Source organism: Paenibacillus sp. P32E, from assembly GCF_001909085.1.
In the GTDB taxonomy this organism is placed as follows: Bacteria; Bacillota; Bacilli; order Paenibacillales; family Paenibacillaceae; genus Paenibacillus_AQ; species Paenibacillus_AQ helianthi.
On sequence record NZ_LVYY01000057.1, the window covers coordinates 37819 to 58381 of the forward strand.

At 44.8% G+C, this 20563-nt stretch carries 21 protein-coding genes and 1 pseudogene; 15 read left to right on the forward strand and 7 right to left on the reverse strand.

Annotated elements, in window-relative coordinates:
• Positions 1-107 precede the first annotated feature (107 nt).
• From A3848_RS26345 to A3848_RS26360, 4 genes are all read left to right on the forward strand, one after another.
• On the forward strand, positions 108-1013 hold the full coding sequence (locus A3848_RS26345; RefSeq protein ID WP_074087898.1) for an ABC transporter ATP-binding protein: 906 nt from the start codon (positions 108-110) through the stop codon (positions 1011-1013).
• A gap of 187 nt (positions 1014-1200) precedes the next feature.
• Positions 1201-1803 (forward strand): YkoP family protein, encoded by a 603-nt coding sequence (locus A3848_RS26350; RefSeq protein ID WP_256702558.1) that lies wholly within the window; start codon positions 1201-1203, stop codon positions 1801-1803.
• Between the two features lie 26 nt (positions 1804-1829).
• On the forward strand, positions 1830-2528 hold the full coding sequence (locus tag A3848_RS26355; RefSeq protein ID WP_074087900.1) for a polysaccharide deacetylase family protein: 699 nt from the start codon (positions 1830-1832) through the stop codon (positions 2526-2528).
• 139 nt (positions 2529-2667) lie between these two features.
• Positions 2668-3228, forward strand: coding sequence for a polymer-forming cytoskeletal protein (locus tag A3848_RS26360; RefSeq protein ID WP_083609483.1), 561 nt, complete (start codon positions 2668-2670; stop codon positions 3226-3228).
• 118 nt (positions 3229-3346) lie between these two features.
• Here A3848_RS26360 and A3848_RS26365 read toward each other — a convergent pair whose 3' ends face one another.
• Both A3848_RS26365 and A3848_RS26370 read right to left on the reverse strand, forming a co-directional pair.
• Complete coding sequence (locus A3848_RS26365) at positions 3347-4120, reverse strand: AraC family transcriptional regulator (protein ID WP_074087902.1); 774 nt, start codon at positions 4118-4120, stop codon at positions 3347-3349.
• 16 nt (positions 4121-4136) lie between these two features.
• Positions 4137-4718, reverse strand: a complete 582-nt coding sequence (locus A3848_RS26370; protein ID WP_074087903.1) for a LysE family translocator — start codon at positions 4716-4718, stop codon at positions 4137-4139.
• Positions 4719-4886: 168 nt separating this feature from the next.
• Here A3848_RS26370 and A3848_RS26375 point away from each other — a divergent pair, with 168 nt between their 5' ends.
• From A3848_RS26375 to A3848_RS26395, 5 genes are all read left to right on the forward strand, one after another.
• Positions 4887-5771: an AraC family transcriptional regulator gene (locus A3848_RS26375; RefSeq protein ID WP_074087905.1), complete on the forward strand. Its 885-nt coding sequence runs from the start codon at positions 4887-4889 to the stop codon at positions 5769-5771.
• 51 nt (positions 5772-5822) lie between these two features.
• Positions 5823-6305: a DinB family protein gene (locus A3848_RS26380; RefSeq protein WP_074087907.1), complete on the forward strand. Its 483-nt coding sequence runs from the start codon at positions 5823-5825 to the stop codon at positions 6303-6305.
• Positions 6306-6627: 322 nt separating this feature from the next.
• Positions 6628-6963 carry a DUF3139 domain-containing protein gene (locus A3848_RS26385; RefSeq protein WP_074087909.1) on the forward strand — a complete coding sequence of 112 codons (336 nt, stop codon included), beginning with the start codon at positions 6628-6630 and terminating at the stop codon, positions 6961-6963.
• A gap of 254 nt (positions 6964-7217) precedes the next feature.
• Positions 7218-7781 (forward strand): hypothetical protein, encoded by a 564-nt coding sequence (locus tag A3848_RS26390; protein WP_178382085.1) that lies wholly within the window; start codon positions 7218-7220, stop codon positions 7779-7781.
• Between the two features lie 53 nt (positions 7782-7834).
• Positions 7835-8287, forward strand: a complete 453-nt coding sequence (locus tag A3848_RS26395) for a hypothetical protein (protein WP_074087913.1) — start codon at positions 7835-7837, stop codon at positions 8285-8287.
• 61 nt (positions 8288-8348) lie between these two features.
• Here the strand turns inward: A3848_RS26395 and A3848_RS26400 are convergent, their stop codons facing one another.
• Positions 8349-9212 (reverse strand): hypothetical protein, encoded by an 864-nt coding sequence (locus A3848_RS26400; RefSeq protein ID WP_074087915.1) that lies wholly within the window; start codon positions 9210-9212, stop codon positions 8349-8351.
• A gap of 227 nt (positions 9213-9439) precedes the next feature.
• Between A3848_RS26400 and A3848_RS26405 the strand changes: the two genes are divergently transcribed.
• Positions 9440-10342 (forward strand): WD40/YVTN/BNR-like repeat-containing protein, encoded by a 903-nt coding sequence (locus A3848_RS26405; protein ID WP_074087916.1) that lies wholly within the window; start codon positions 9440-9442, stop codon positions 10340-10342.
• A gap of 53 nt (positions 10343-10395) precedes the next feature.
• On the opposite strand, the gene A3848_RS26410 is transcribed toward A3848_RS26405, so the two are convergent.
• Positions 10396-11202: an alpha/beta fold hydrolase gene (locus A3848_RS26410; RefSeq protein WP_074087918.1), complete on the reverse strand. Its 807-nt coding sequence runs from the start codon at positions 11200-11202 to the stop codon at positions 10396-10398.
• 268 nt (positions 11203-11470) lie between these two features.
• Here A3848_RS26410 and A3848_RS26415 point away from each other — a divergent pair, with 268 nt between their 5' ends.
• Positions 11471-11917, forward strand: coding sequence for an NUDIX hydrolase (locus A3848_RS26415; protein WP_074087919.1), 447 nt, complete (start codon positions 11471-11473; stop codon positions 11915-11917).
• 178 nt (positions 11918-12095) lie between these two features.
• Positions 12096-12905: a GNAT family N-acetyltransferase gene (locus tag A3848_RS26420; RefSeq protein ID WP_074087921.1), complete on the forward strand. Its 810-nt coding sequence runs from the start codon at positions 12096-12098 to the stop codon at positions 12903-12905.
• Between the two features lie 225 nt (positions 12906-13130).
• On the opposite strand, the gene A3848_RS26425 is transcribed toward A3848_RS26420, so the two are convergent.
• Positions 13131-13652, reverse strand: coding sequence for a GNAT family N-acetyltransferase (locus A3848_RS26425; protein WP_256702566.1), 522 nt, complete (start codon positions 13650-13652; stop codon positions 13131-13133).
• Positions 13653-13890: 238 nt separating this feature from the next.
• Positions 13891-14262: a VOC family protein gene (locus A3848_RS26430; protein ID WP_074087924.1), complete on the reverse strand. Its 372-nt coding sequence runs from the start codon at positions 14260-14262 to the stop codon at positions 13891-13893.
• Between the two features lie 944 nt (positions 14263-15206).
• Between A3848_RS26430 and ltrA the strand changes: the two are divergent.
• A pseudogene (ltrA, locus tag A3848_RS26435) lies at positions 15207-16392 on the forward strand (group II intron reverse transcriptase/maturase); the annotation flags it as partial.
• Positions 16393-16541: 149 nt separating this feature from the next.
• On the opposite strand, the gene A3848_RS26440 reads toward ltrA, so the two are convergent.
• Positions 16542-18356 (reverse strand): LTA synthase family protein, encoded by a 1815-nt coding sequence (locus tag A3848_RS26440; protein WP_256702559.1) that lies wholly within the window; start codon positions 18354-18356, stop codon positions 16542-16544.
• Between the two features lie 289 nt (positions 18357-18645).
• Here A3848_RS26440 and A3848_RS26445 point away from each other — a divergent pair, with 289 nt between their 5' ends.
• On the forward strand, positions 18646-19335 hold the full coding sequence (locus A3848_RS26445) for a response regulator transcription factor (protein WP_074087928.1): 690 nt from the start codon (positions 18646-18648) through the stop codon (positions 19333-19335).
• Complete coding sequence (locus A3848_RS26450) at positions 19332-20336, forward strand: sensor histidine kinase (protein ID WP_074087929.1); 1005 nt, start codon at positions 19332-19334, stop codon at positions 20334-20336. The genes A3848_RS26445 and A3848_RS26450 overlap by 4 nt, the downstream gene beginning before the upstream one ends.
• Positions 20337-20563 lie beyond the last annotated feature (227 nt).

Consider the following 20563-nt stretch of genomic DNA (forward strand, 5'->3'; position numbering starts at 1 on the left):
GTCTGCAGCTTAAGAATTTTGTAAGGTTCAGGTAATAAAAAAGAAAATTCCGCTGTGTACAATAAGAACCAGGAAGACAAACGAAGAAGCCAAAGGGGATAACGGGAATGACAACCATATTGCGGACATGGGAGTTAACCAAGGAGTATCAAGGCAAAGAGGCTGTTAGCGGTGTGAACATGAATATCAAGCAAGGCGAAATTTACGGGTTCCTGGGACCGAACGGAGCGGGCAAAACCACGGTAATGAAAATGATCACCAATCTGGTGAAGCCGACAGAGGGGTATATCGAATTTTTTGGAGTGAGCATGACAGACCATTCCTATGAATTGCTGAAACGCATGGGCTGCATTATTGAATATCCGGTGTTCTACGACAAGCTGACGGCGAGAGAAAATCTTCAGCTGCACGGAGAGTACATGGGGTATTACGATGCGAAGGCTATGGAAGAAGCACTGGAGCTGGTCAAGCTGAAGGGCGTGGACAAAAAGCCGGTCAAGCAGTTCTCCCTGGGGATGAAGCAGCGGCTGGGCATCGCCCGGGCGCTAATGACCAGACCGGAGCTGCTTATTCTGGATGAGCCGATCAACGGGCTGGACCCCATGGGCATCAAGGAAATGCGTGAAGTATTCCGCATGCTGAGCCGGGAATATGGAATGACGCTGCTGATCTCCAGCCACATTCTGGGGGAGATTGAACAGGTCGCCGACACCATCGGCGTGATCCGTGACGGAGTTTTGCTGGAGGAAGTGGCGATGGATATGATCCGCAGCCGGAACACGCAATACATCGAACTGATTACCGGAGAGAGCAGTAAAGCGGTGTATGTGTTGGAGTACAATCTGGGCCTCACCAACTTCAAGATGCTGGACCCCAAGACAATCCGCATTTACGATGCCGTACAGCAGCTTGAACTGACTAAAGCCCTGATAGAAGCGGGCGTGGAGCTGGAAAGCTTGAGTAAAAAGAATCATTCGCTCGAAGATCATTTTGTGGAACTGATGGGGTGGTGAGGGCATTGCTTAAGCTGAAAACACTGGTGATTTCAAGTCCTATGGGAAAATGTTCGAAGGTAAGTCCTGCTGTGCTTTTTTGTAATTTTCATATTATTAATTTGCAGGCAGGGTATAATCATCCGGAAGCGTCAAACAGAGGAAAGGTTCTTATTGAAAATAGATTTTATTAGTTGTTGGAGGAAGGATGAATGAATTGGAACTGAAAATTGGAAAAAATATGGTGCAGTCGCTCTGGATGGCATGGGAAAAGGTATTTGCGCTGGGTTCACATTTTCGCGGGGCCGGGACTTTACACTTTGGGATTTGCAGCGTGATGCTCAAAAAACACAGAGGGCAGGCTATCGTATGCGAGGATTCTACGGTGATTCATGATGGGGAATGGGTAGGCGAGCTGCACCTTGATAATGGCAGCATCCTGAAGCTGATTCAGTCGGAAGGTTCAGACCGGGCTGCACTGCGCACGGCAAGAATGCTGCGTCAATCGATGCTCCAGATTAATGAAGCCTTCGAATCGCAGTCAGAGTTCAAGCAGGTCAAGGCGCTCCTGGGGATCACGCTGCTGCACCGGGGAATCACGCATGGTCTAGGCTTTGAGCAGCAGGCGATGCAGCCGGGATTGTTCAGACGGATGACGACGATTTATCTCCGCCTGCTGCTGTCTGCACTGCACCCGGAAGGGAAGCACAGAGTCAGTCAACACACCGAAAAGCTGGTTCCGATGCTGCTAATCCATTCGCGCTCTTCGATGAAAAACCGTTTTTCCCCCGAACAGAAGCTATCGGGATAAATACATATCCGCTTTAAGGAGGAACTATGCTCTTACATCTGACTATTGGAATCATCAGCATCTTTATTCTATATATGTTAGTCCCCAGTCTGCTTACACGGCTTGCCGGGTACGGCGTCATGCGCCGGGGGACGTCTCCCAAGGAGGTGGCTTTCACCTTTGATGATGGGCCGCATCCGGAGTACACCCCCAGATTGCTGGATCTTCTGGCACAGCATAAAGTAAAAGCCACCTTTTTCGTCCTTGGTTCGCAAGCGGAACGATATCCTGAGCTGATCAAGAGAATGGACCGGGAAGGCCATCAGATTGGCATCCACAATTATATACATACCTCCAATTGGCTGATGCTGCCCGGCACCATCCGGCGCGGACATCTGGAGCGGACCGCAGATATTGTGGAGTCCATTGTTGGCACCAGACCCGATCATTACCGCCCTCCCTGGGGATTAATCAATATGTTCGACTTCTTGCGCCTGAAGCAGTACCGGATTGTGCTGTGGTCGCTGATGGCACATGACTGGAGCCGGGAGAAATGTCAAACCTCTCTGCGCTCTACCTTGTTAAGCCGAATTCATGACGGGTCCATTATTGTGCTGCATGACAGCGGAGATACGCTGGGGGCAGATGGCAATGCTCCGCATTATATGCTGCAGGCTTTGGAGGAAGTATTGCTGCAGCTGAAGACCAGAAATCTGAGATGTGTAAGGCTGGATGAAATGGCTTAGACTATCAGCGTCTATACGTCCAATATCTTAATTTTTTGTTGATAAAAAGTGATAGACACAATTTCGTGAAATTAATCACGTTGTTATTATTAAAATTTTAATATATAATATGAATATACCAAAAACAGGGGGAATTATTGTGAAGCTAGTAAAAGGATTATTGGTTGCAGGTGTGGCGGCAGCGTTGTTGTCGGGTTGTGGAAATAATAATAATAATGCAAATGAAGCGGCTAGTGCATCACCGGCTGCAAGTGCCGCGGCAACTACTACAGATGCACAAAGCACAGCATCCATCGTTAACCAGGCAGATGCCTTTACCAAAGCCGTTAGTGCAGATGGTAACTGGATTGTAGCGATTCTAAATGACCTGACTGTTGACACCGATGTGGTTGTTGCCGGTGAATTCCATGATAAAGGCAAAGCAGAAAATGCTATCTACCGCAAACTGGCTCTGTACGCACAGGATGCAGACCACAAGATCACTGCCAGCTACACGCTGACTGCTCCTAAGGTTACCGTTCAAAGTGAAAACTTCAAAGTGCAGGGCGGAACGATCAAAGGTGACGTTTATGTAGAAGCCAAAGGATTTACTCTGGATAAAACAGCAACAATTGACGGCAACCTGTACTTTAAAAGCGATGATCTGAAAACAAGTGCTGTTCTTGAAGGTAAAGTTACCGGCGAAACAGCCGTTAAATAATTGAGCTTCTAAATCATAGCTATTATAAAATCTTATTGAAAAGCCTGTAGAGCTGACCCATTCCGGGTTCAGAATCTACAGGCTTTTTTTGCAACAGGAATAAAAGACTGTCAATCTCTCAATTCAGCTGTGACCTATATTCATAGGCCGTAATGCCGAACATACTTTTGAAATGCCTGTTGAGATGGGTCAGATCCGTAAATCCGCATTCGGTGACGGCGGTATAGACATCCTTGGTCCGCTCGATGGCTTGCTTGGCATGCTCTACTTTGCAGTTCAGGAAGAATTGATATGGTGAGATGCCGGTATGGCTCTTGAATGCCCGGATGAACTGGTATTTGGACATTCCAAACTCCTGGCAAAGATCGTCCAGCTTCAATACGTGATCTATGCTGAAATACATTTTTTCTTTTGCTTGCTCGACAAGCTTGTTATTCGTTCTCTGCCCCGTATCGAAATGCGTCTGTGAGACGAGACCGGCTATTTTCATTAGCAGCTCGCTGCACAGCACTTCATCTTTGCCCGACTGTATGGCATAACTCAGTCTTAATATGCACGACGCTAACTCTGCATCGTAGACAATGGGAGAGGAGAAGCGCAATTCTTGGCCGCCGAGGATCTCCGAGAACAAGTCCGGCTTGATGTACAGCATCACATAGTCAATGCCTTCCCTGTCATAAGAGCTGCCGTCATGATACTGTTCCCGGTTGAACAGCATGACGCCATTTCTATGGGAGGCCTGATAGCTCCCCTCCAGATTATATTGCTGTATGCCGCGCAGGGTTACGCCGATGGCATATTCCTCGTGGCAATGCTTTTTGTAAGTGAAATCGGTAAAACTTGCCGACAAAGCCAGGATACCTGCTGATTTGGCATAGTTGAATTTCTCCACGCGGCTCACCTCCAAGCTATAGAATTCCCGATACCATTACTGCAGAATATAACATAAACAAGGCCATTAGAGTATTAATCAACCGGTGATGCTCCAGCAGCAATCTTCTGAAGACAGCGCCGCACACGACCCAGGTCACAAACGCCAGAAATCCGATAACTGTAATCATCAGCACAAACAGAAAGGAAGCGGATGATGAAGTATAATAGGGCAACACGTAGCTGGGAATTACAGTTAGAGTGAATAGCAGCACTTTCGGATTGATAAACTGCATCAGCAGGCCTGAGGTAAAACTGGTTGTCTGCACCGGCGTGGCGTCCGCTCGCCCCATTCGATAGATCTGATAAGCAAGGTAGAGCATATATACACTGCCTGCGATCTGCATGATGCCAAGTATATTTGGAATAATTCCGGTAAGCACACGGTTAAGCAGAGCGGAAGCAGCAAGCAGCAGACCAAAGGCAATTGTCGCTCCCCACACATACTCCATAGCTTTTCTGGCACCATAATGCTGTACGGATGATAGAATGACAATATTGGTAGGTCCGGGTGTAAAGGTGATCACAATACAGTAAAGAATGAAGGATGCGATGTTCATAATGACCTCCTATACAAGTAGTCACATGAATATACACCCTGAAGTCTAATGCCTATAGTATATTATTGCAGCAATCCAAAGGGAATGACCCGTCAATATGGTGCACCAACTGTCGGAACCGGGTCCTGAAGGGCTGTTATTCTAGGAATGAGGGGAGGAGGAAGGGAAATGAATCTGCTGGAGAACATGAATGATGCTCTAGCTTACATTGAAGCACATCTCAAGGAAGAGGTGGATCTCAAGGAGGCTGCCAGACGGGCATTATGCTCCGAATATCACTTCAAGCGGATGTTCTCATTCCTTGCCGGAGTATCGCTATCGGAGTATATCCGTTTTAGACGCCTGACGCTGGCCGCATTTGAACTGCAGCAAAGTCCGCTGCGGATCATCGATGTAGCTCTGAATTATGGCTACAGCTCACCGGATGCGTTCACGAAGGCGTTCCAGCTTTTTCACGGAGTGACTCCATCGGAAGCGCGGGCGGGCGGGTTCTCCCTGAAATCCTTCCCTCGGATGACTTTTCAGTTGACGATTAGGGGAGGCAGTGAAATGAATTACCGTATCGAGGAAAAAGAGGCTTTTCGCATTGTTGGACTGAAGAAGAGGGTTCCGATTCAATTTGGCGGCGTGAATCCGGAGATTGCTGCCATGTGGCAGAGCCTGAATATGCAAATGATTACCGAGCTTAAGGGGCTGTCGAATATCGATCCGGCCGGGATGATCAGTGCATCGGTGAATTTCTCTGAAGGGCGCATGGAGGAAAAAGGACAACTGGACCACTATATCGGTGTAGCTACCTCGCTTGAAGGTCCGGGGCATTACGCGCAGCTTGAGGTTCCCGCCTCCACATGGGCAGTATTTGAAGCGGTTGGGCCGTTCCCGGATACTCTCCAGAATATTTGGGGCCGGATTTACTCCGAATGGTTCCCTTCTTCCAATTACGAGCTGGTAGAAGGGCCGGAGATTTTGTGGAATGAGAGCAAGGATACGGCCTCGCCGGCGTACAGAAGTGAAATTTGGATACCGGTTCAATTGACCCGCCTGTTGGGTTGATATGGTAAGGTATGATTACATCCTAACATCGACAAGGCAGGTGTAATAAAAATGGCTCAGGCAAAGGAAGTGCTCAGCAACCAGCTGCTCGCAAATGCAAATGACCCTAGCTGGTATGTTACCTTTACAGAATCGGTGCAGGGGTTAAGCGAAGATGAGGCGCTGTGGAAGGTGGACGAAGACAGCAACAGCATTGCCGAATTGGTTCAACATCTGCTGTATTGGAATCAGACCTGGCAGACTCGGTACCTTGAAGCCAGTGTTCATGCCGTACCCTCTGTAGAGAGCAACAATCTTACATTTCAGCTTCCCCAGAGTACCTCATTCGAGCAGCTTCAAACAAGGTTGCTGGAGGTGCTGTTGAATTGGCAGAGACTGTTAACCGAAGCACAACTGGCGGAAGACGTGCTGGAGTTCCCCGGCAGCCAGTGGTGGGAAATCGTCGGGAATGTGACTACCCATAATGCCTATCATATCGGCCAGATCGTATTTATCCGCAAGCTGCAGAAGAGCTGGAAACGAAGCAGGGAGTAGACCCATAGGTACTAGAAGATATTTCGCTTGATATATTTAACATGTAAAAAACCAGATTAGAGCATCTCGATTTTCTGAGGTGCTTTTTTGAGATTATTTTGGTGCCTGCCGTGGCGTTTTTTACTCTTTGATATGATTCGAGGGACTTTTTCAGAAGTACATATGCCCCTACCTTTTAGGTCCGGTTGTTTATTTTGATTATAGTTGGGTTGAATCTATCTGAAGAGCTAGTTAATATTGGAATTAATAACCATACACGCTACAGTGGTAAAGAAATTAAAGGTTTTCATAATATTATGTGATTTTAAACGGAGGGGAAGATTTGAATAGAAAAAGAGGACTCTTTATTGTTCTAACAATACTGCTTGCTGTGATTTTAGTCGGCGGCTATTTTTTTTTGACAGGATTACCACAGAAAAAAAGTGAAATTGCAAATGAAGTAAGAGAATATCTTATCAATGAACGGTCATACTCTGTTGATGAAATTGAAAAAGTTCAGGGAGTCTATAGTTTTAAATCTGATGATTATCAGGCTACCGTAAGATTCAAAGATGAGCCTAATGTAAATTATACTTATGAAAAAATAGAAGGTACGTACAAGCTTGTTGAAACTTCAAATATACATGGAAATCATATAGATGAAACGTATAATCAATAAATATTTGTAATCCCGTTGTAGTGCTTGTGAACCTTCTTCACGAGTTATTAGCACCAACGATTAATGAAGATGATATGTTATAATAAGGAAAATCAATGTATTGGAGGTGATACCAGCATGAGAATGAGATTGCCCATAGAAGTGCAGATTATGGCATTGTGTTTTGTAGTTTCTTGTATTGCAACCTCTTGTGATTCAGGTGACCCATCTGGCAAAGTATCGGAAGAGCTCCCCCATAGTTAACTTCTGAGCAAGTGGGTGCATTGATTCTGGCCAATAAGAACTTATCAGCTTCCAGTGAAATGGCCTCACACCTGATCGACATCACCCCCTCTGACATTTGGGAACAAACAGGGCATCAGCTTTTTAAAAATATTGAAGCGACTTCGAGCTGGGATACCTTTGCCGTGTCTGATGGGAGTGCTGTGCAGATCGGTATGGGGTTCGGCGGATTTGGGGTAACAAGCGCTGTCCCATATGATGTCAATAAAGACGGCACAGTGGATATAGTCTATGCATATTCTTTTGGCTCAGGTCTTCACCGCTCGGTTATTGCGTGGCTGGACCTGCAGAATTCCACCGAGCATATCATTTCAAGCAAACCGGCACAAACGGATTTCCGCCAGTATGATCTGATCCTGAAAACTGAAGATAAGCAGATTGGAGTTTACCGTATTAAAGACATGGGTACGAGCAAAACCAGTTTAGATGTATTACGTACATACCCTTCCAAGACAGATATTGAGAATATGACTCTAGTTAAGGAAGGGGAACTGGTTTGGGAGAACGGTGAATTCTTTAACATTCCTGTGGATTGATTACTATAAGGATTTCAAGGTGGAATGCTTGAATCTTGGTTAGGGGGATCATCATGTTTCATCCTGTAAGCCTAATAATACCGCTGATGATATTGCTGCCTAATTTGCTATTTTTCAAATTTGAGCCTCAGAACATGCCTGGCGAGACGGCGAGGAATTTTCTTTTGACTGGAGCAGAATTCATTGGGCGAATGGGTGTGATCACCGTTCCACTTTTCTATTCCCTTCATTTACAGAACGTTTATGAGGTCCTGGCTCTGGTAGTGATGCTGCTCTCACTGGGTATGTACTATTTTGGATGGAGAAGATATTTCAGGGATGGAAGAGCGTACAGATTGCTGTTCACACCGCTCATGGGTGTTCCTGTGCCTCTGGCCTTAAGTCCAGTCCTCTATTTCCTGTCTGCTTCAGTGATTCTGCACTCCGGCTATCTGCTTATCTTCAGCATAATACTTGGAGCGGGACATATTCCCGCCAGTCTCAGTGATTATAAACGGAATACATAAGCCCGGACAAGGTTAACGGAAATCAAATCTGTCTTTAGGAATCAAAAGATGCGAATTGCATCTAAATATACTCTCCAAACAGCTGAACCAGAATATCTCTGTTCACGCCAAGCTTACCTTGCCAGCCAGCCCAAGGCATCTCCATATCGGAGCGGTGTTTGGTATTGTTTAATTCATATTCACCGTTCAGGATCTCTTCAATATTCGTCCAAAACCCTGGGGATAGTGGTAGGATGGCGTTCGGGAGTACACCTAACATGGCTAGCGATTGCAGAATGCCCCTGCGTGTGCCTGCGGTTCCTTTGAGCAGCTTGGACGAAGTCAGACGTTTCTCAAATTGGCCGGGTGTTTCTTCATCTGCCGCTGCTTCAAGCATATTTAGGAGCTGTGTGAAAAGTTGAATATCTTCGCTCTTCGGGACCCCATACCCACGCTCCAATAATTCATATAATTCGGTAAGATCCGTATATGCCCCAGTGGTGCTGCCGTAGGTGCTACCTAAATGAATAGCATACCTGATCCGGGACAGGTTCTCCCATTGATCGCGATGGAAACCGCAGTATTTGCAGCACACAAAGCGTTCGGCTTGTTCGTAATCATGCTCCTGTATATGGATCATCCGCTGATAACTCATGAGAGAAGAAACGCCCCTGGGGAAACTTCCGCCAACCCCCGCAATAAAAGCTCCCGCGATACGGGACCAGCTGGCACGCCCGTCCGATTGGAGAGCAATCAGCATCCGGTTGATATCATGATGTGTAATTTCATGCGTATCATTGGCCTTCCACCCGCACCGTTCCAGCTGCTTGCGCGCAGCAGGCTCCAGGGTATCCGTTCGATACAAGCTAACACCACGTTCTACGTCATATTCAGAATTCGTATGATGGTAGAGTTTCTTTAGGGCATCCAGCATTTTTTTGTCCATTCATATAGTCCTCTCTGCGCGGAGATGTCTCTGTACCTTGACTACTAGACTAATAGGAGTTTCCGCCAAAAGCAAAATACTGCAGTACTGTGCATACCGATTGGATTCTTTAGGCGAACAGGAATGTTTTACAAAATAGTATCGAGAATGATAACTTTATGCCACTTTTAAAGCAGGACAATCGTTTATTGTAAGAAATATACAGGAATATAGGAGGAGGATTGGAAATGCGGAGAGGATTCTGGTTGAGGAAAATCCCTTGGTTTGGAGCGTTGCTATTGATATCGTTATCGGCAATGTTTGTCTCCGGAATCAGCGAGGGCAGCAGTGTAGCGCTCAAACCGGGGACGGTATATACACGCGATTCGGCAGGGGAGCAGGTCATTGCCTATAATGCCGGTCATTCGTATTCGCTCGACAAGGATGGTCAAGTGATCATTTCGTACAGCAACGGCAAATCGAAGGTCAAATCCCCATTGACCCTAATCCCGGGCTATCGAGAAGACTCGGGAATGTCCGAACATGAAACGGGTTTTTTTATCTCCATAGACAAAACAGCTATTACTTATGGAGGCTCTAGAGGAACTCCGGTTGAGGTGCTTATCTCCAATAATCAGGGGAAAACATGGAATACCTACCCAGTGACCAAAGAGCTCATCGGCACGACCAAAAACATCGGATTCATTTCCAAAAATGAAGGCTGGATAGTGCTCAGCAGATTCAACGGTATGGGCAGTGAAAATCATTATATCTACAAGACAAAAGATGGCGGGAAATCTTGGATTGAAGTGAAGGGGAATGCCAATACAGTATACGCAAGAGTATTAACCGGAGCAGGCTTTGCCAACGACAAGATCGGGTTTTTAGGGTTCAGATATGAAACGGATTTCCAACCGGCCATATGCTGGACGCAGGACGGAGGGAAGAGCTGGACTAAGCTTCATATCAAGCTGCCCGATGGTTTTGCAGACTATAGCTTGACGCCGCTCTCTCCGGTATTCGATGGGGCAACAGGACAGTTCCCTATACAACTCAGTAAGGATGGAGCAGGTAATGTAGTGGGTACGGTCTATTTGACTAGCCAGAATTACGGGAAGACGTGGAAGTATAATAAAGTAGTGTTTCGCTGAGGATACCTGAGTAAAGGAGATTGTGATCAGTCCGACAGTCCAGCTGTAATCTGCTAGGCAAATCTGGATAGCTCCCGGTTGAATCTCTCACGTTCGTCATAAAAAAGTCCGTGGCCGCTGTTCTCAAAGGGCACAAGCACCGAATTTCGTATCCCTTGATGCTGCGCCACAGCCAGCGGGTACAGACATACTTGATCATGAATGCCATGAAGAATCAATGTGGGTACGTGCACTTTTGGAAGATCAACAAATAATTCTTCAGCGAGCCAGGCTCTGGAGACAGCTATCGTGGACCAGTTTGCTGCTTGCAACCCTAATTGGAAAAACCAATCCGAGAATGGCTCAGAAACCTTTTGGTAGAAAAATTGTTCTCCGAAGTCACGGAGCATCTTGGGCCGATCCTGGTAAGTTGCCTGAATGATCTGCTCAATCGCTTCTTTGGTGGTGCCATAGGGGAAACCCGGCCGCTGAATTAGACTGGGGGCTGCCGACGCAAACAGCGCAAGCTTGGAAACACCATATCCGTTGTGCCGGGCCATATATCGGATCGTTACTGCTCCTCCGGTGGAGTGCCCGGCTAATGTAATATCGCGGAGCCCCAAAGCTCCGATCACACACCGGATATCATCCGCTAACCGGTTGTAGTTGTATCCGTCCAGCGGTTTATCCGAATTGCCGAATCCGCGCATGTCTATCCCGATACAACGATACCCCAGGGGCACCAGAGAATTGTATTGATATTCGAACATTTTATGGTTTGCAGGCCAGCCATGGATGAACACAATCGTTTTTCTGCCCAGCGGATTGATATCATTGACATATACATTCACATTCGGTTCTACTCTAATCCAATGTTCCATAAGGCATTCCTCACTTATCCTTTGATTGGGTCTAGTTGGGATATACTATTCAGCTGATCTTATTAAGTGCCCAGTGTCAAAGGAAAATAAAGTGTTAGACTGGGCAAATAAAGTTGTAAACTGAGAAAATTAAGTATTAGACTGACAATGCTTCATTAAGCTAATGGGCAGGATAACACAATAAGCTTTGGTTAGGATTAAGCAGGAACTTATACATTCTTCTACGAATAATAATACGAATACTATCCCTTCAAAAGGAGCAATCATCTTGGGTTATATTATGGAATTAAGACGGCTTATAGGTACACACCCCATAATAATGGCTGGTGCATGTGTTTTATTAACAGACGATAATAATCGCTTATTATTACAACGCAGAACCGACAATGGTTTATGGGGGTTACCTGGTGGCTCATTAGAGTTAGGAGAGAGCCTCCTAGAGGTAGCTAAGAGAGAACTATTTGAGGAGACAGGTTTAATCGCTAATTCATTAACATTGTTTGATGTGTTTTCAGGCGACGAGTTTTATTACAAATATCCTCATGGTGACGAAGTGTATAATGTTGTGACTGCTTATTTATGTAATGATTATATCGGCACTTTAGAAAAGGATAGAGAAGAAGTGATAGAATTACGCTTTTTTGATTTTAAGGAAATTCCTTTTGAAATAAGCCCACCCGATTTGCCAATAATCAAGCAATTCCTGTTGCACTAAAGGGAAACGATAGCTTAAACACGATAAGGCAGCCGGTCAGTAAACGCGATCGGCTGCCTTTATTTTCAACTAACGGGCAGCAGTATAGTTTGGTTACATCATTCGCACCGATAAACATGGTAAAATACTCCAGGGCCTAAAATAAATAAGACTACTGAATGTAAAGGCGGTACGTGTTATGTTTGAATTGTCACGAGGTCAATTTTATAAAGCTATTCCCCTTCTCAATAACGGCCATCCTCACCCCGAGGTACAATCCATTCTAGAAAATAATAATCCTGGTTGGGTATTTTCTGATCGGACAGACGCACCAAGAACTGCATTAGTTTGGAGTAAAGGTATGAAAGGACATTACCTTATTGGGGATGAAACCAATGAGGCTTTTTTCAGCAAGCTTGATGAATTTGTTACTACAATTATTGCACCTAGAATGAGGGAACTGGGTATGAATTATTTCGAAGTTTCCGGCAATCACAATAAATGGAACCTGAAATCGTTATTTGCTTCAAGAGAACTGCAACAGCCCTGGGATCAAATCGTATACGAATCAAAAGGTTTTGAAGCACACATTATGAACAATTCTGGTAATTTCCGGGCGGTAAATTTGCGATCGCAGGAATGGAAGATGCATGAATACGAAAATAAGAAATTTGTATATGATCATATAAATCAGTTCTGGGAAACAGAAGAGGACTTTTTTGAAAAAGGTTATGGTTATGCCGCAATCGAGAATTCTGAAGTGATTGGTGTTTGTTACTCCAGCTTTGTTACAAAGGAAAAGCATGCGGTTGGAATTGAAACACTTCCTCAGCGCCATCAAAGAGGGGTGGGAACTAATCTGGCAAGTTTAGTGGTTAACGATATCGTCCAGAATGGCTATACCTGCTATTGGGATTGTTCTCTGAGCAATGAAGCCTCTAATAAATTAGTACGACGACTGGGATTTAAGCAGATTCACCAATATCATTGCTTAGGCTTTTCACTATAGTTTTTGAAGAAAGTTATTAAGCTCTAACGGGCAGTTTAGTTGAACAAGATAAGTGGAGGTTTTATGTCGCATTTGACGTAAACTGTGCAGTAAGGGAGGGAATGTACGGTGAGAATCTTAACCTATCGCGGCAGCTCTGAACGAAAAAATAAAGCCATAGACTGCCGCTGCGTTTTTGAACTAGCGTGTCCTGTTAGCGGAACGATAGTAGGAATAATACTTCAATTAAAAAAAAGACTTCGGATACTTCAACTCACCCTTAATTGTTGTTTTTATCTTTCCTTCTGTTAATTCAAAGACCATAAAAACGTCATCTGGTACGTCAAATTGCTTTAGTTCAAATTCAAAGTTTCTCGCCGGCTTAAATCCAAACTTCGGATAATAACTCGGATGTCCTATTAAGAACACAAATTCATAACCTAATGCTTCACATCTTTTTAAGCCTTCTTGAATTAGTTTACCACCAATCCCTGTTTTTTGATTGCTTGGCAATACTGCAATAGGGCCAAGAACTATGACCTCATGACAATGTTCTTGATCAACAATTTCAGCTTTGCTAAATAAAGCATGACCAACTATTTGGTCATTTTCTTCCGCAACAAGGGATAATTCAGGGATAAAACCATCAGATAATCTAATACTTTCAATTAATTTTGATTCATCATCCCTATTTCCAAAAGCCAAATAATTCAATTTAAATACTTCACCATAATCATTTAATTGTTCTGACCTAATTTTAATATATATCCCATCCTTTTCCTTTTTATATAAATAATATTACATCAATTTCTTCTTCGAGATTGGGAAAGTACTCTTATAGTCAAAATTTACTGCTCGGGAGCTTGATGAATCTTTTTCATCGAGAGTCATAGTGATTGTTGCGCAGTACGAAGATACTTGGCAGTAGACGCAAACTGCTCACTAGCGAATTCCAAAAGAGCTGGTTTTGAGGGCTCCAGTATAAAAACCACATGTGGACTTAACTTCATTTTGATTTACTTCTAAAACATATGATGTTACCGTCAGGGTCTCGAAAATGTACTGACCTTGCTCCCCAAGGATAGGTTGTAGGCACAGTTACAAATTCAACATCAAATTCCTTCAATCGTTCATATTCAATGTCAATATCATCAACATTAAAACTTAGTGTAATATTGCCTGATCCCCAATATCTTGAAAAATCAAATTTCATATCTGATTCTGCAGCTTGTTTCGAATATATCGCCAATCCAGGACCTTTCGTATGAATTACCGAATGGATATGATCTCCTACGGCTTTTTCATGTAAAACGACTTCATAGAACCTAGTTAAAGTTGTGACATCCTCTGTAATTAGACATACATCTGAAAACAGCATAACTCTTATCTCCTTTAGAAAAATTTTAGGATCAGACTCACAAATAACCACTTGATATTAAAGAATTCGCGAAACAGATGAATATTCCTTTTGCATGACTCAACTATACTATCTGTTAGATTAATGAGCGCGCACCAGTCCTATACTTTTTTTACAGAAATGGTTCCGAAAGATGTTGCGCAGCACGAAGATATTGTGTAATAAAAAAAGGGGTGCTTATTGAACGGGAAAGTATGACAAGTTCTGTATAAGCACCACATAGTGCGAAAAACAGGGGATTCATAGAATCCTAACTTTACAACCGAGGATGGGAATGAAGGAACCATGTATCCCGAAACCATCCCGCCAATACTCCTGCATGCGTCATGACTAACAGGTTATGGAGTTTGAAGTACAGGTAGATTCGGCAGAACAAAGGCTAGAGCCATTCGAATAGAAAAGGTATGCTGACGGATATGCCGCGTGGCTGAAAAGCTGGATATGGTGAGAATGTTCATCGAAAAGAACTGACGAACTTCCGAATGTACAGGTCTAAAGTTAGAGCATAAGGAAACTTATGTACCATCCTACGATGGGGTGAGTGGCGTAAAGTAAAAATTTTCTCTATGAAATACGCTATGCCAAACTAAGGAGGCATCCTGCTCACAGGCCCAGAGGAAGCACCTAAGTCCAGAACAAAAAAAAGAGAAAAAAGAAAGCTAGGTTGTAAGGGACTTGGAAAGCAAGGCGCGTCGCAACAAGGGCTGTACCCAAGACGGTTGCAATAAGGCACGTGCCGAAATGCATTAAGCCTTGTGAGGGCAGGGGCACGACTGATGAATCTTCTGTAATGGGAGTGGAGGAACAGCCCCAAGTCTAATGGAAAGAACGATCATTCTCCAACGTGAATTGCACCGATCGGGTAGGAACGTGGGAACATCACCTCTACAAGGAGGGATGCCACAGTGCAAGCTCTTCGATACTGGGATTACTACGGCATGACTCGAAAAAGGAAGTTTTCCCGCAACTCTACGACATCATCACATCCAGAGAAAACATCCTCCTCGCCTATCCAATGATGAAATCGAATAAAGGATCGCGGACACCTGGAACCGATGGGAAAACCATTACGGATATCCAAAAGCTGTCCGAAGACGAACTAGTCCTTGATATCCAATACAAGCTAAAGAACTACCGCCCCAACAAAGTCAGACGGAAGCGCATTGAAAAGGATAACGGCAAATGGAGACCTCTCGGAATTCCGTGTATTTTGGACCGTATCATTCAGCAGTGCTTTAAGCAGGTGCTTGAGCCAATCGCGGAAGCTCACTTTTATAACCACAGCTATGGTTTTAGACCGTTGCGGTCAACTCACCATGTTATGGCTAGAGTGCAATTTCTAGTGAATCATTCGCAACTCCACTATGTTGTCGACATCGATATTCAAGGCTTCTTTGACAATGTAAATCACGGATTGCTGATCAAGCAGCTATGGAACCTTGGCATTCAGGACAGGCGAACATTAGCATGCATCTCGAAGATGCTAAAGGCAGAAACTGATGGAGAAGGTGTACCTTTCAAAGGAGTTCCACAAGGTGGAATCCTCTCTCCTCTTCTATCCAATATTGTCTTAAACGATCTGGATCAATGGATTGCCGGGCAGTGGGAACTGTTCCCCATGAACGAGTCATACAAGACGAGATCAGGAGAACTGTACGCGAAAAAGCGATCTACTCTGAAAGAGGGGTACATCGTCCGCTACGCGGACGACTTCAAAGTTCTCTGCCGAGACTGGAGAACTGCACACAAGTGGTATCAAGCCGTTAAACCGTACCTGAAGGAACGCCTGAAACTGGACATCTCCCCGGAGAAATCGCAGATTGTGAATCTGCGCAAACGGGAATCTGAATTCCTCGGTTTCACCATCCGTGCGACTAAAAAGGGCAACAAACGAGTGGCGCATACCGGCATTAAAGCCAAAAACAAGCGGAAGATCAAAGAGGAAGCCAAGGTGCGTATCAAGAAACTTAGAGCTTCCCCAACCGCACGAATGCACTGCTGTTCAATAGCTTTGTTTTAGGGATTCATAACTATTTCAAATGGGCGTCCTTGGCTGTCGCTGTTTTATTTCCTAGGCTCAGTCTAAAACTTATTTTCGGGAGTTTGACGGTATGACAATTCGAATAGACGCGTGGAGTAAAGTCATCCAATCTAATACTTTATTTTCTGCATACACCCAGAAATGTGATGGATTGCACAAAAATGAACCCCGCCTCGAGTTCACGAAGCGGGGTTCGCTTTTAATGATCCTCATCCACAACTTCCCGATCAGGCAATTGTGTGACATAGCTGTCTGACAGGTGCAGCAGCTCCAGTGCACGATTGAATTCATCTTCTGTAGCTTTTTGCGGTTGATTGCCATTACCGGATAAGGTATAGTGCTGTCCGTCCTCAAACCCGCTGCCGGATAAGAAGAGCTCTTCATTATTAACAAATGACCCTGTAGGTAAATAATAACGCTGCGGAAGCAGATTATAGGTGGATTGATTCAAAATATCCTGTCCGAAATGGATATGGTTGCTAAGGGATACCCCTAATAAATTGGATACCGTCGGCAAAATATCCACCTGCCCGCCTAATTGTTCCTTCACGCTGGGTGTAGTCAATCCCTTGGATGCGATAATGAGCGGAATATTAATCAGATCGCGTTCTGTATACTCATGATGCAGGATTTCCGCGAGCAAGGCTTTATCCGCTTCCTTCAGTGAGAAAATAGGGAGTCCCCGATGATCGCCGTACAACACGATTAAGCTGTTATCCCAAACTCCATTTGCTTGGAGCTCATCAATAAACTGGCCAAGCGCGTAGTCCGCATAATTCTGGGCACGGATATAGTCTCCAACTAATGTTCCTTCGAATCGTTCCGGTAGGGTCATCTTGTATTTGCTCTCCGGAATGGAAAAAGGATTATGAGAAGACATGGAGATCACTTGTGAATAGAAAGGCTGGCTGCGTTGATCCATTCTCGCCAGTTCATCGGATGTCTTCTTGTACAGAACTTCATCAGAAGCCCCGTAGAAGACAGTGTCATCTTCCCCGAAGAACGCTTTGTCATAGTAGCGGTCAAATCCTACTGCTTTGTAGAGCTCCCCGCGGTTCCAAAAGTCAACTGCATTGGTATGAAAAGTCGCCGTATCGTAACCTTGCGCCTGCAGCAGCTTAGGCAAGCTTGGAAGCTCCTTAGGAGCATAAATGTCGGTAGCCGGTCCATCCGGTGGAACATAAAAGGAAGTGTTCACAATAAATTCGGCATCGGATGTATTTCCTTGTCCGACTTGCTGGTAAAAGCGGGGGAAGTAAAAGTTCCCGGCAGCCAGCTTATTCATATTTGGTGTAATTTCTTGTCCATCTATGGACAAATTAATCAGGAAATTCTGAAAGGACTCCATTTGAAGGATGATCAGGTTCTTTCCTTTGGCGGCACCGAACATGACCGGATGGGCTGGTGCTTGAATGCCCTTTGTTTCATCAATGGCGGATTGTGTGATTTTGGACAGCTCAATCTGTTCTTCCTTATGCTCGGCAAGCAGAGCGTAGGCTTCATAATTGAGAATGCCCATTTGTTCGGCCTGGACGTTTTCATTCATGCTGGCCTGGTTCGGGAAAATATTCATCATGCAGATCGCGAAGGAAATACAGAACAAGGCGGCGACCGCTTTGCGGTTGCTCTGGCGCGACATGGCTGTCTTCCAGGCTACTGCTTTTTTCCGGCTGAACATAACCAGGCTAATGATAATGATATCCAGGAAAATCAGCATGTACTGCGGGTGGATGACCGAAAAAATACTTTTCTTAACGGCTCCAACCTGTTTGGCCTGACCGAATACCTGAGAGGTGGCAATAATCCCGAAATGATTATGATAGATAATCAGAGAGAAGAACAATACCGTAATCAACAAATTCACAAGCATGTAGATGGCGATCTTCCGTTTGGTGGCGAACCATTCAATTAAGCAGAAGATCAGCAGCACAAAAGGAAGTTCTTTAAACAAGGTGGTCCAGGTTGGCCCGTCTTCGAATAAGTAATACCAGGCAAAATAGCTTTTAGCAAGCATGATCAGAGAGAAGAAAATGATAGATCTTTTGCTGAGAGTACGAGTTTCCTTCAACCGCATTTCGTATGCGCATCCTTTTCTATATAATTAGTTCATTCTATTACATGGAAGCGTTCAAAATCAACTAGAGGGATAACCTGATTTTACATAATATGTGACTATTATTCGATAAAAACAAGGGCTGAAGTATGCTGTAGAATGGAGAACGTAACCCAATTCACAGGTTCTATGTTAAAATAACCCTGGATTCTATCACTGAGCTGCACAGATTTGAAACGAGGTGTCTCTATTGTTCAAAATTATGCTTATTGAAGACGATATCACCCTATTCGGTGAGATCAAGGAGCGGTTATCTCAGTGGTCTTATGAGGTGTACGGCATTTCCGATTTCGGAAAAGTCGTTCAGGAGTTTACACTGGTCCAGCCGGAACTAGTCATTATTGATATCCAGCTGCCGCAGTTTGACGGGTTTCATTGGTGCCGGATATTAAGGGCCCATTCCAATGTGCCGATTATTTTTCTGTCCTCCCGTGACCACCCGAGTGATATGGTCATGTCCATGCAGTTCGGAGCAGATGACTTTATACAGAAGCCGTTCCATTTCGATGTGCTTATCGCCAAAATCCAGGCCACCCTTCGTCGGGTATATAACTATAACACCGAACGAATCGAGCTGAAGACGTGGCGTGGAGCAACGATTGAATACGTGAAGAATACTGTAACAAGAGGCCAAGACTCCGCACTGCTGACGAAGAATGAAATGCTAATCCTCAAAATCCTGATAGAGTGCAAAGACCGGATTGTAGAGCGAGAGGAGCTCATAAAAAACCTGTGGGACAACGAGCATTTTGTGAGTGACAATACGTTGACTGTGAATGTGAACCGGTTGCGTAAGAAGCTGGAGCCTCTGGGTCTGGACGCTTATATTGAAACCAAGGTGGGGCAAGGCTATATGGCGACCGAAGAGGCGGCACTATGATCAAGAAATACATAAAGGAGAAACTCAGCTGGCTCCTTCTGCTTGGCGGGCTGCAGATCATTTTTTTGTTCGTGGCTTATGTAGATTCTTCCATTCCCTTCATGCCCGTGCTGTACATTGTCGGACTGAATGTTATGGTATGTACTGCTTTTGTGTTTCTCAGATATCATAAGGAAACCCGCTTCTATCACCGGATCGGGGCTTGGGATGAGGTCTATGATCTGAGTACCTTCAAGGGAGCGGACAGTCCGTTCGAGAGGATGGTCGAGGAAGCGGTGACTGCCCAAACCGAACGCTATAGGCTGGAATCTTCAGCGAATTTCCATCTGCTGGAGCAGGAGAAAGACGATCTGCTGTCTTGGATTCATGAGGTCAAAACCCCGCTTACAGCCATGCAGCTCATGATTGAACGGCTGCCGGACGAAACACTAAAGCGGCAAATAATGTACGAATGGCTGAGAATCCATCATTTACTTGACCAGCAGCTTCATCAGAAACGGATTCCGTTCATGCATAATGATCTGTATATCGAGAAGACCCGGCTTGAACCGATCCTCAATCAAGAGATCCGGGCGCTAAAATCATGGTGTATTCCCAAAGGAGTTGGGTTTGACGTTGAACTTACTGTAGAAGAAGTGCTCACTGACGGCAAATGGCTTGGCTTTATGCTTAGACAACTGCTGACAAATGCTGTGAAATACAGCGAGTACTCCGATATCCTCATTCAGAGCAAGGACACCGGGGAGCATGTCGTGTTGACCATCCAGGATCACGGAAGAGGGATTGACCCCAAAGACTTGCCGCGCATTTATGATAAAGGCTTCACTTCCACTACCGGCCGCCAGGAAGGTGCCGCGACAGGCATGGGCCTCTATTTGACGAAACAAGCGGCGGAGCCGCTGCTGATCGATATTCAGGCAGCATCCCAACCCGGGGAAGGCACTACCTTTACATTAACGTTTCCACGCAAAAATGACTTTTTGAGTATTTCGGGCATGTGACAACAATGTCACATGCCTCTTTGTTTTGTTCGGTGAAACGCAGGAAAACAGAAAGCAACCCGCTTATGATAGAACTATAGAGATCAGACATAGTGCAACATCAGATGATCAAGGGGTGTCGGGTTTTGATCTTATCTTTTTAGAGATCAGACATAGTGCAACATCAGATGATCAAGGAGGTTTTGGGTTTTGATCTTATCTTTTTAGAGATCTGACATAGTACAACA

What these genes read in the sequence shown, in the direction of transcription:
- A3848_RS26345 (WP_074087898.1), top strand. Translation starts at nt 108, where the DNA reads ATGACAACCATATTGCGGACATGGGAGTTAACCAAGGAGTATCAAGGC.
- A3848_RS26350 (WP_256702558.1), top strand. Translation starts at nt 1,201, where the DNA reads ATGAATGAATTGGAACTGAAAATTGGAAAAAATATGGTGCAGTCGCTC.
- A3848_RS26355 (WP_074087900.1), top strand. Translation starts at nt 1,830, where the DNA reads ATGCTCTTACATCTGACTATTGGAATCATCAGCATCTTTATTCTATAT.
- A3848_RS26370 (WP_074087903.1), bottom strand. Translation starts at nt 4,718, where the DNA reads ATGAACATCGCATCCTTCATTCTTTACTGTATTGTGATCACCTTTACA.
- A3848_RS26375 (WP_074087905.1), top strand. Translation starts at nt 4,887, where the DNA reads ATGAATCTGCTGGAGAACATGAATGATGCTCTAGCTTACATTGAAGCA.
- A3848_RS26380 (WP_074087907.1), top strand. Translation starts at nt 5,823, where the DNA reads ATGGCTCAGGCAAAGGAAGTGCTCAGCAACCAGCTGCTCGCAAATGCA.
- A3848_RS26395 (WP_074087913.1), top strand. Translation starts at nt 7,835, where the DNA reads ATGTTTCATCCTGTAAGCCTAATAATACCGCTGATGATATTGCTGCCT.
- A3848_RS26400 (WP_074087915.1), bottom strand. Translation starts at nt 9,212, where the DNA reads ATGGACAAAAAAATGCTGGATGCCCTAAAGAAACTCTACCATCATACG.
- A3848_RS26405 (WP_074087916.1), top strand. Translation starts at nt 9,440, where the DNA reads ATGCGGAGAGGATTCTGGTTGAGGAAAATCCCTTGGTTTGGAGCGTTG.
- A3848_RS26410 (WP_074087918.1), bottom strand. Translation starts at nt 11,202, where the DNA reads ATGGAACATTGGATTAGAGTAGAACCGAATGTGAATGTATATGTCAAT.
- A3848_RS26420 (WP_074087921.1), top strand. Translation starts at nt 12,096, where the DNA reads ATGTTTGAATTGTCACGAGGTCAATTTTATAAAGCTATTCCCCTTCTC.
- A3848_RS26430 (WP_074087924.1), bottom strand. Translation starts at nt 14,262, where the DNA reads ATGCTGTTTTCAGATGTATGTCTAATTACAGAGGATGTCACAACTTTA.
- A3848_RS26440 (WP_256702559.1), bottom strand. Translation starts at nt 18,356, where the DNA reads ATGCTTGCTAAAAGCTATTTTGCCTGGTATTACTTATTCGAAGACGGG.
- A3848_RS26450 (WP_074087929.1), top strand. Translation starts at nt 19,332, where the DNA reads ATGATCAAGAAATACATAAAGGAGAAACTCAGCTGGCTCCTTCTGCTT.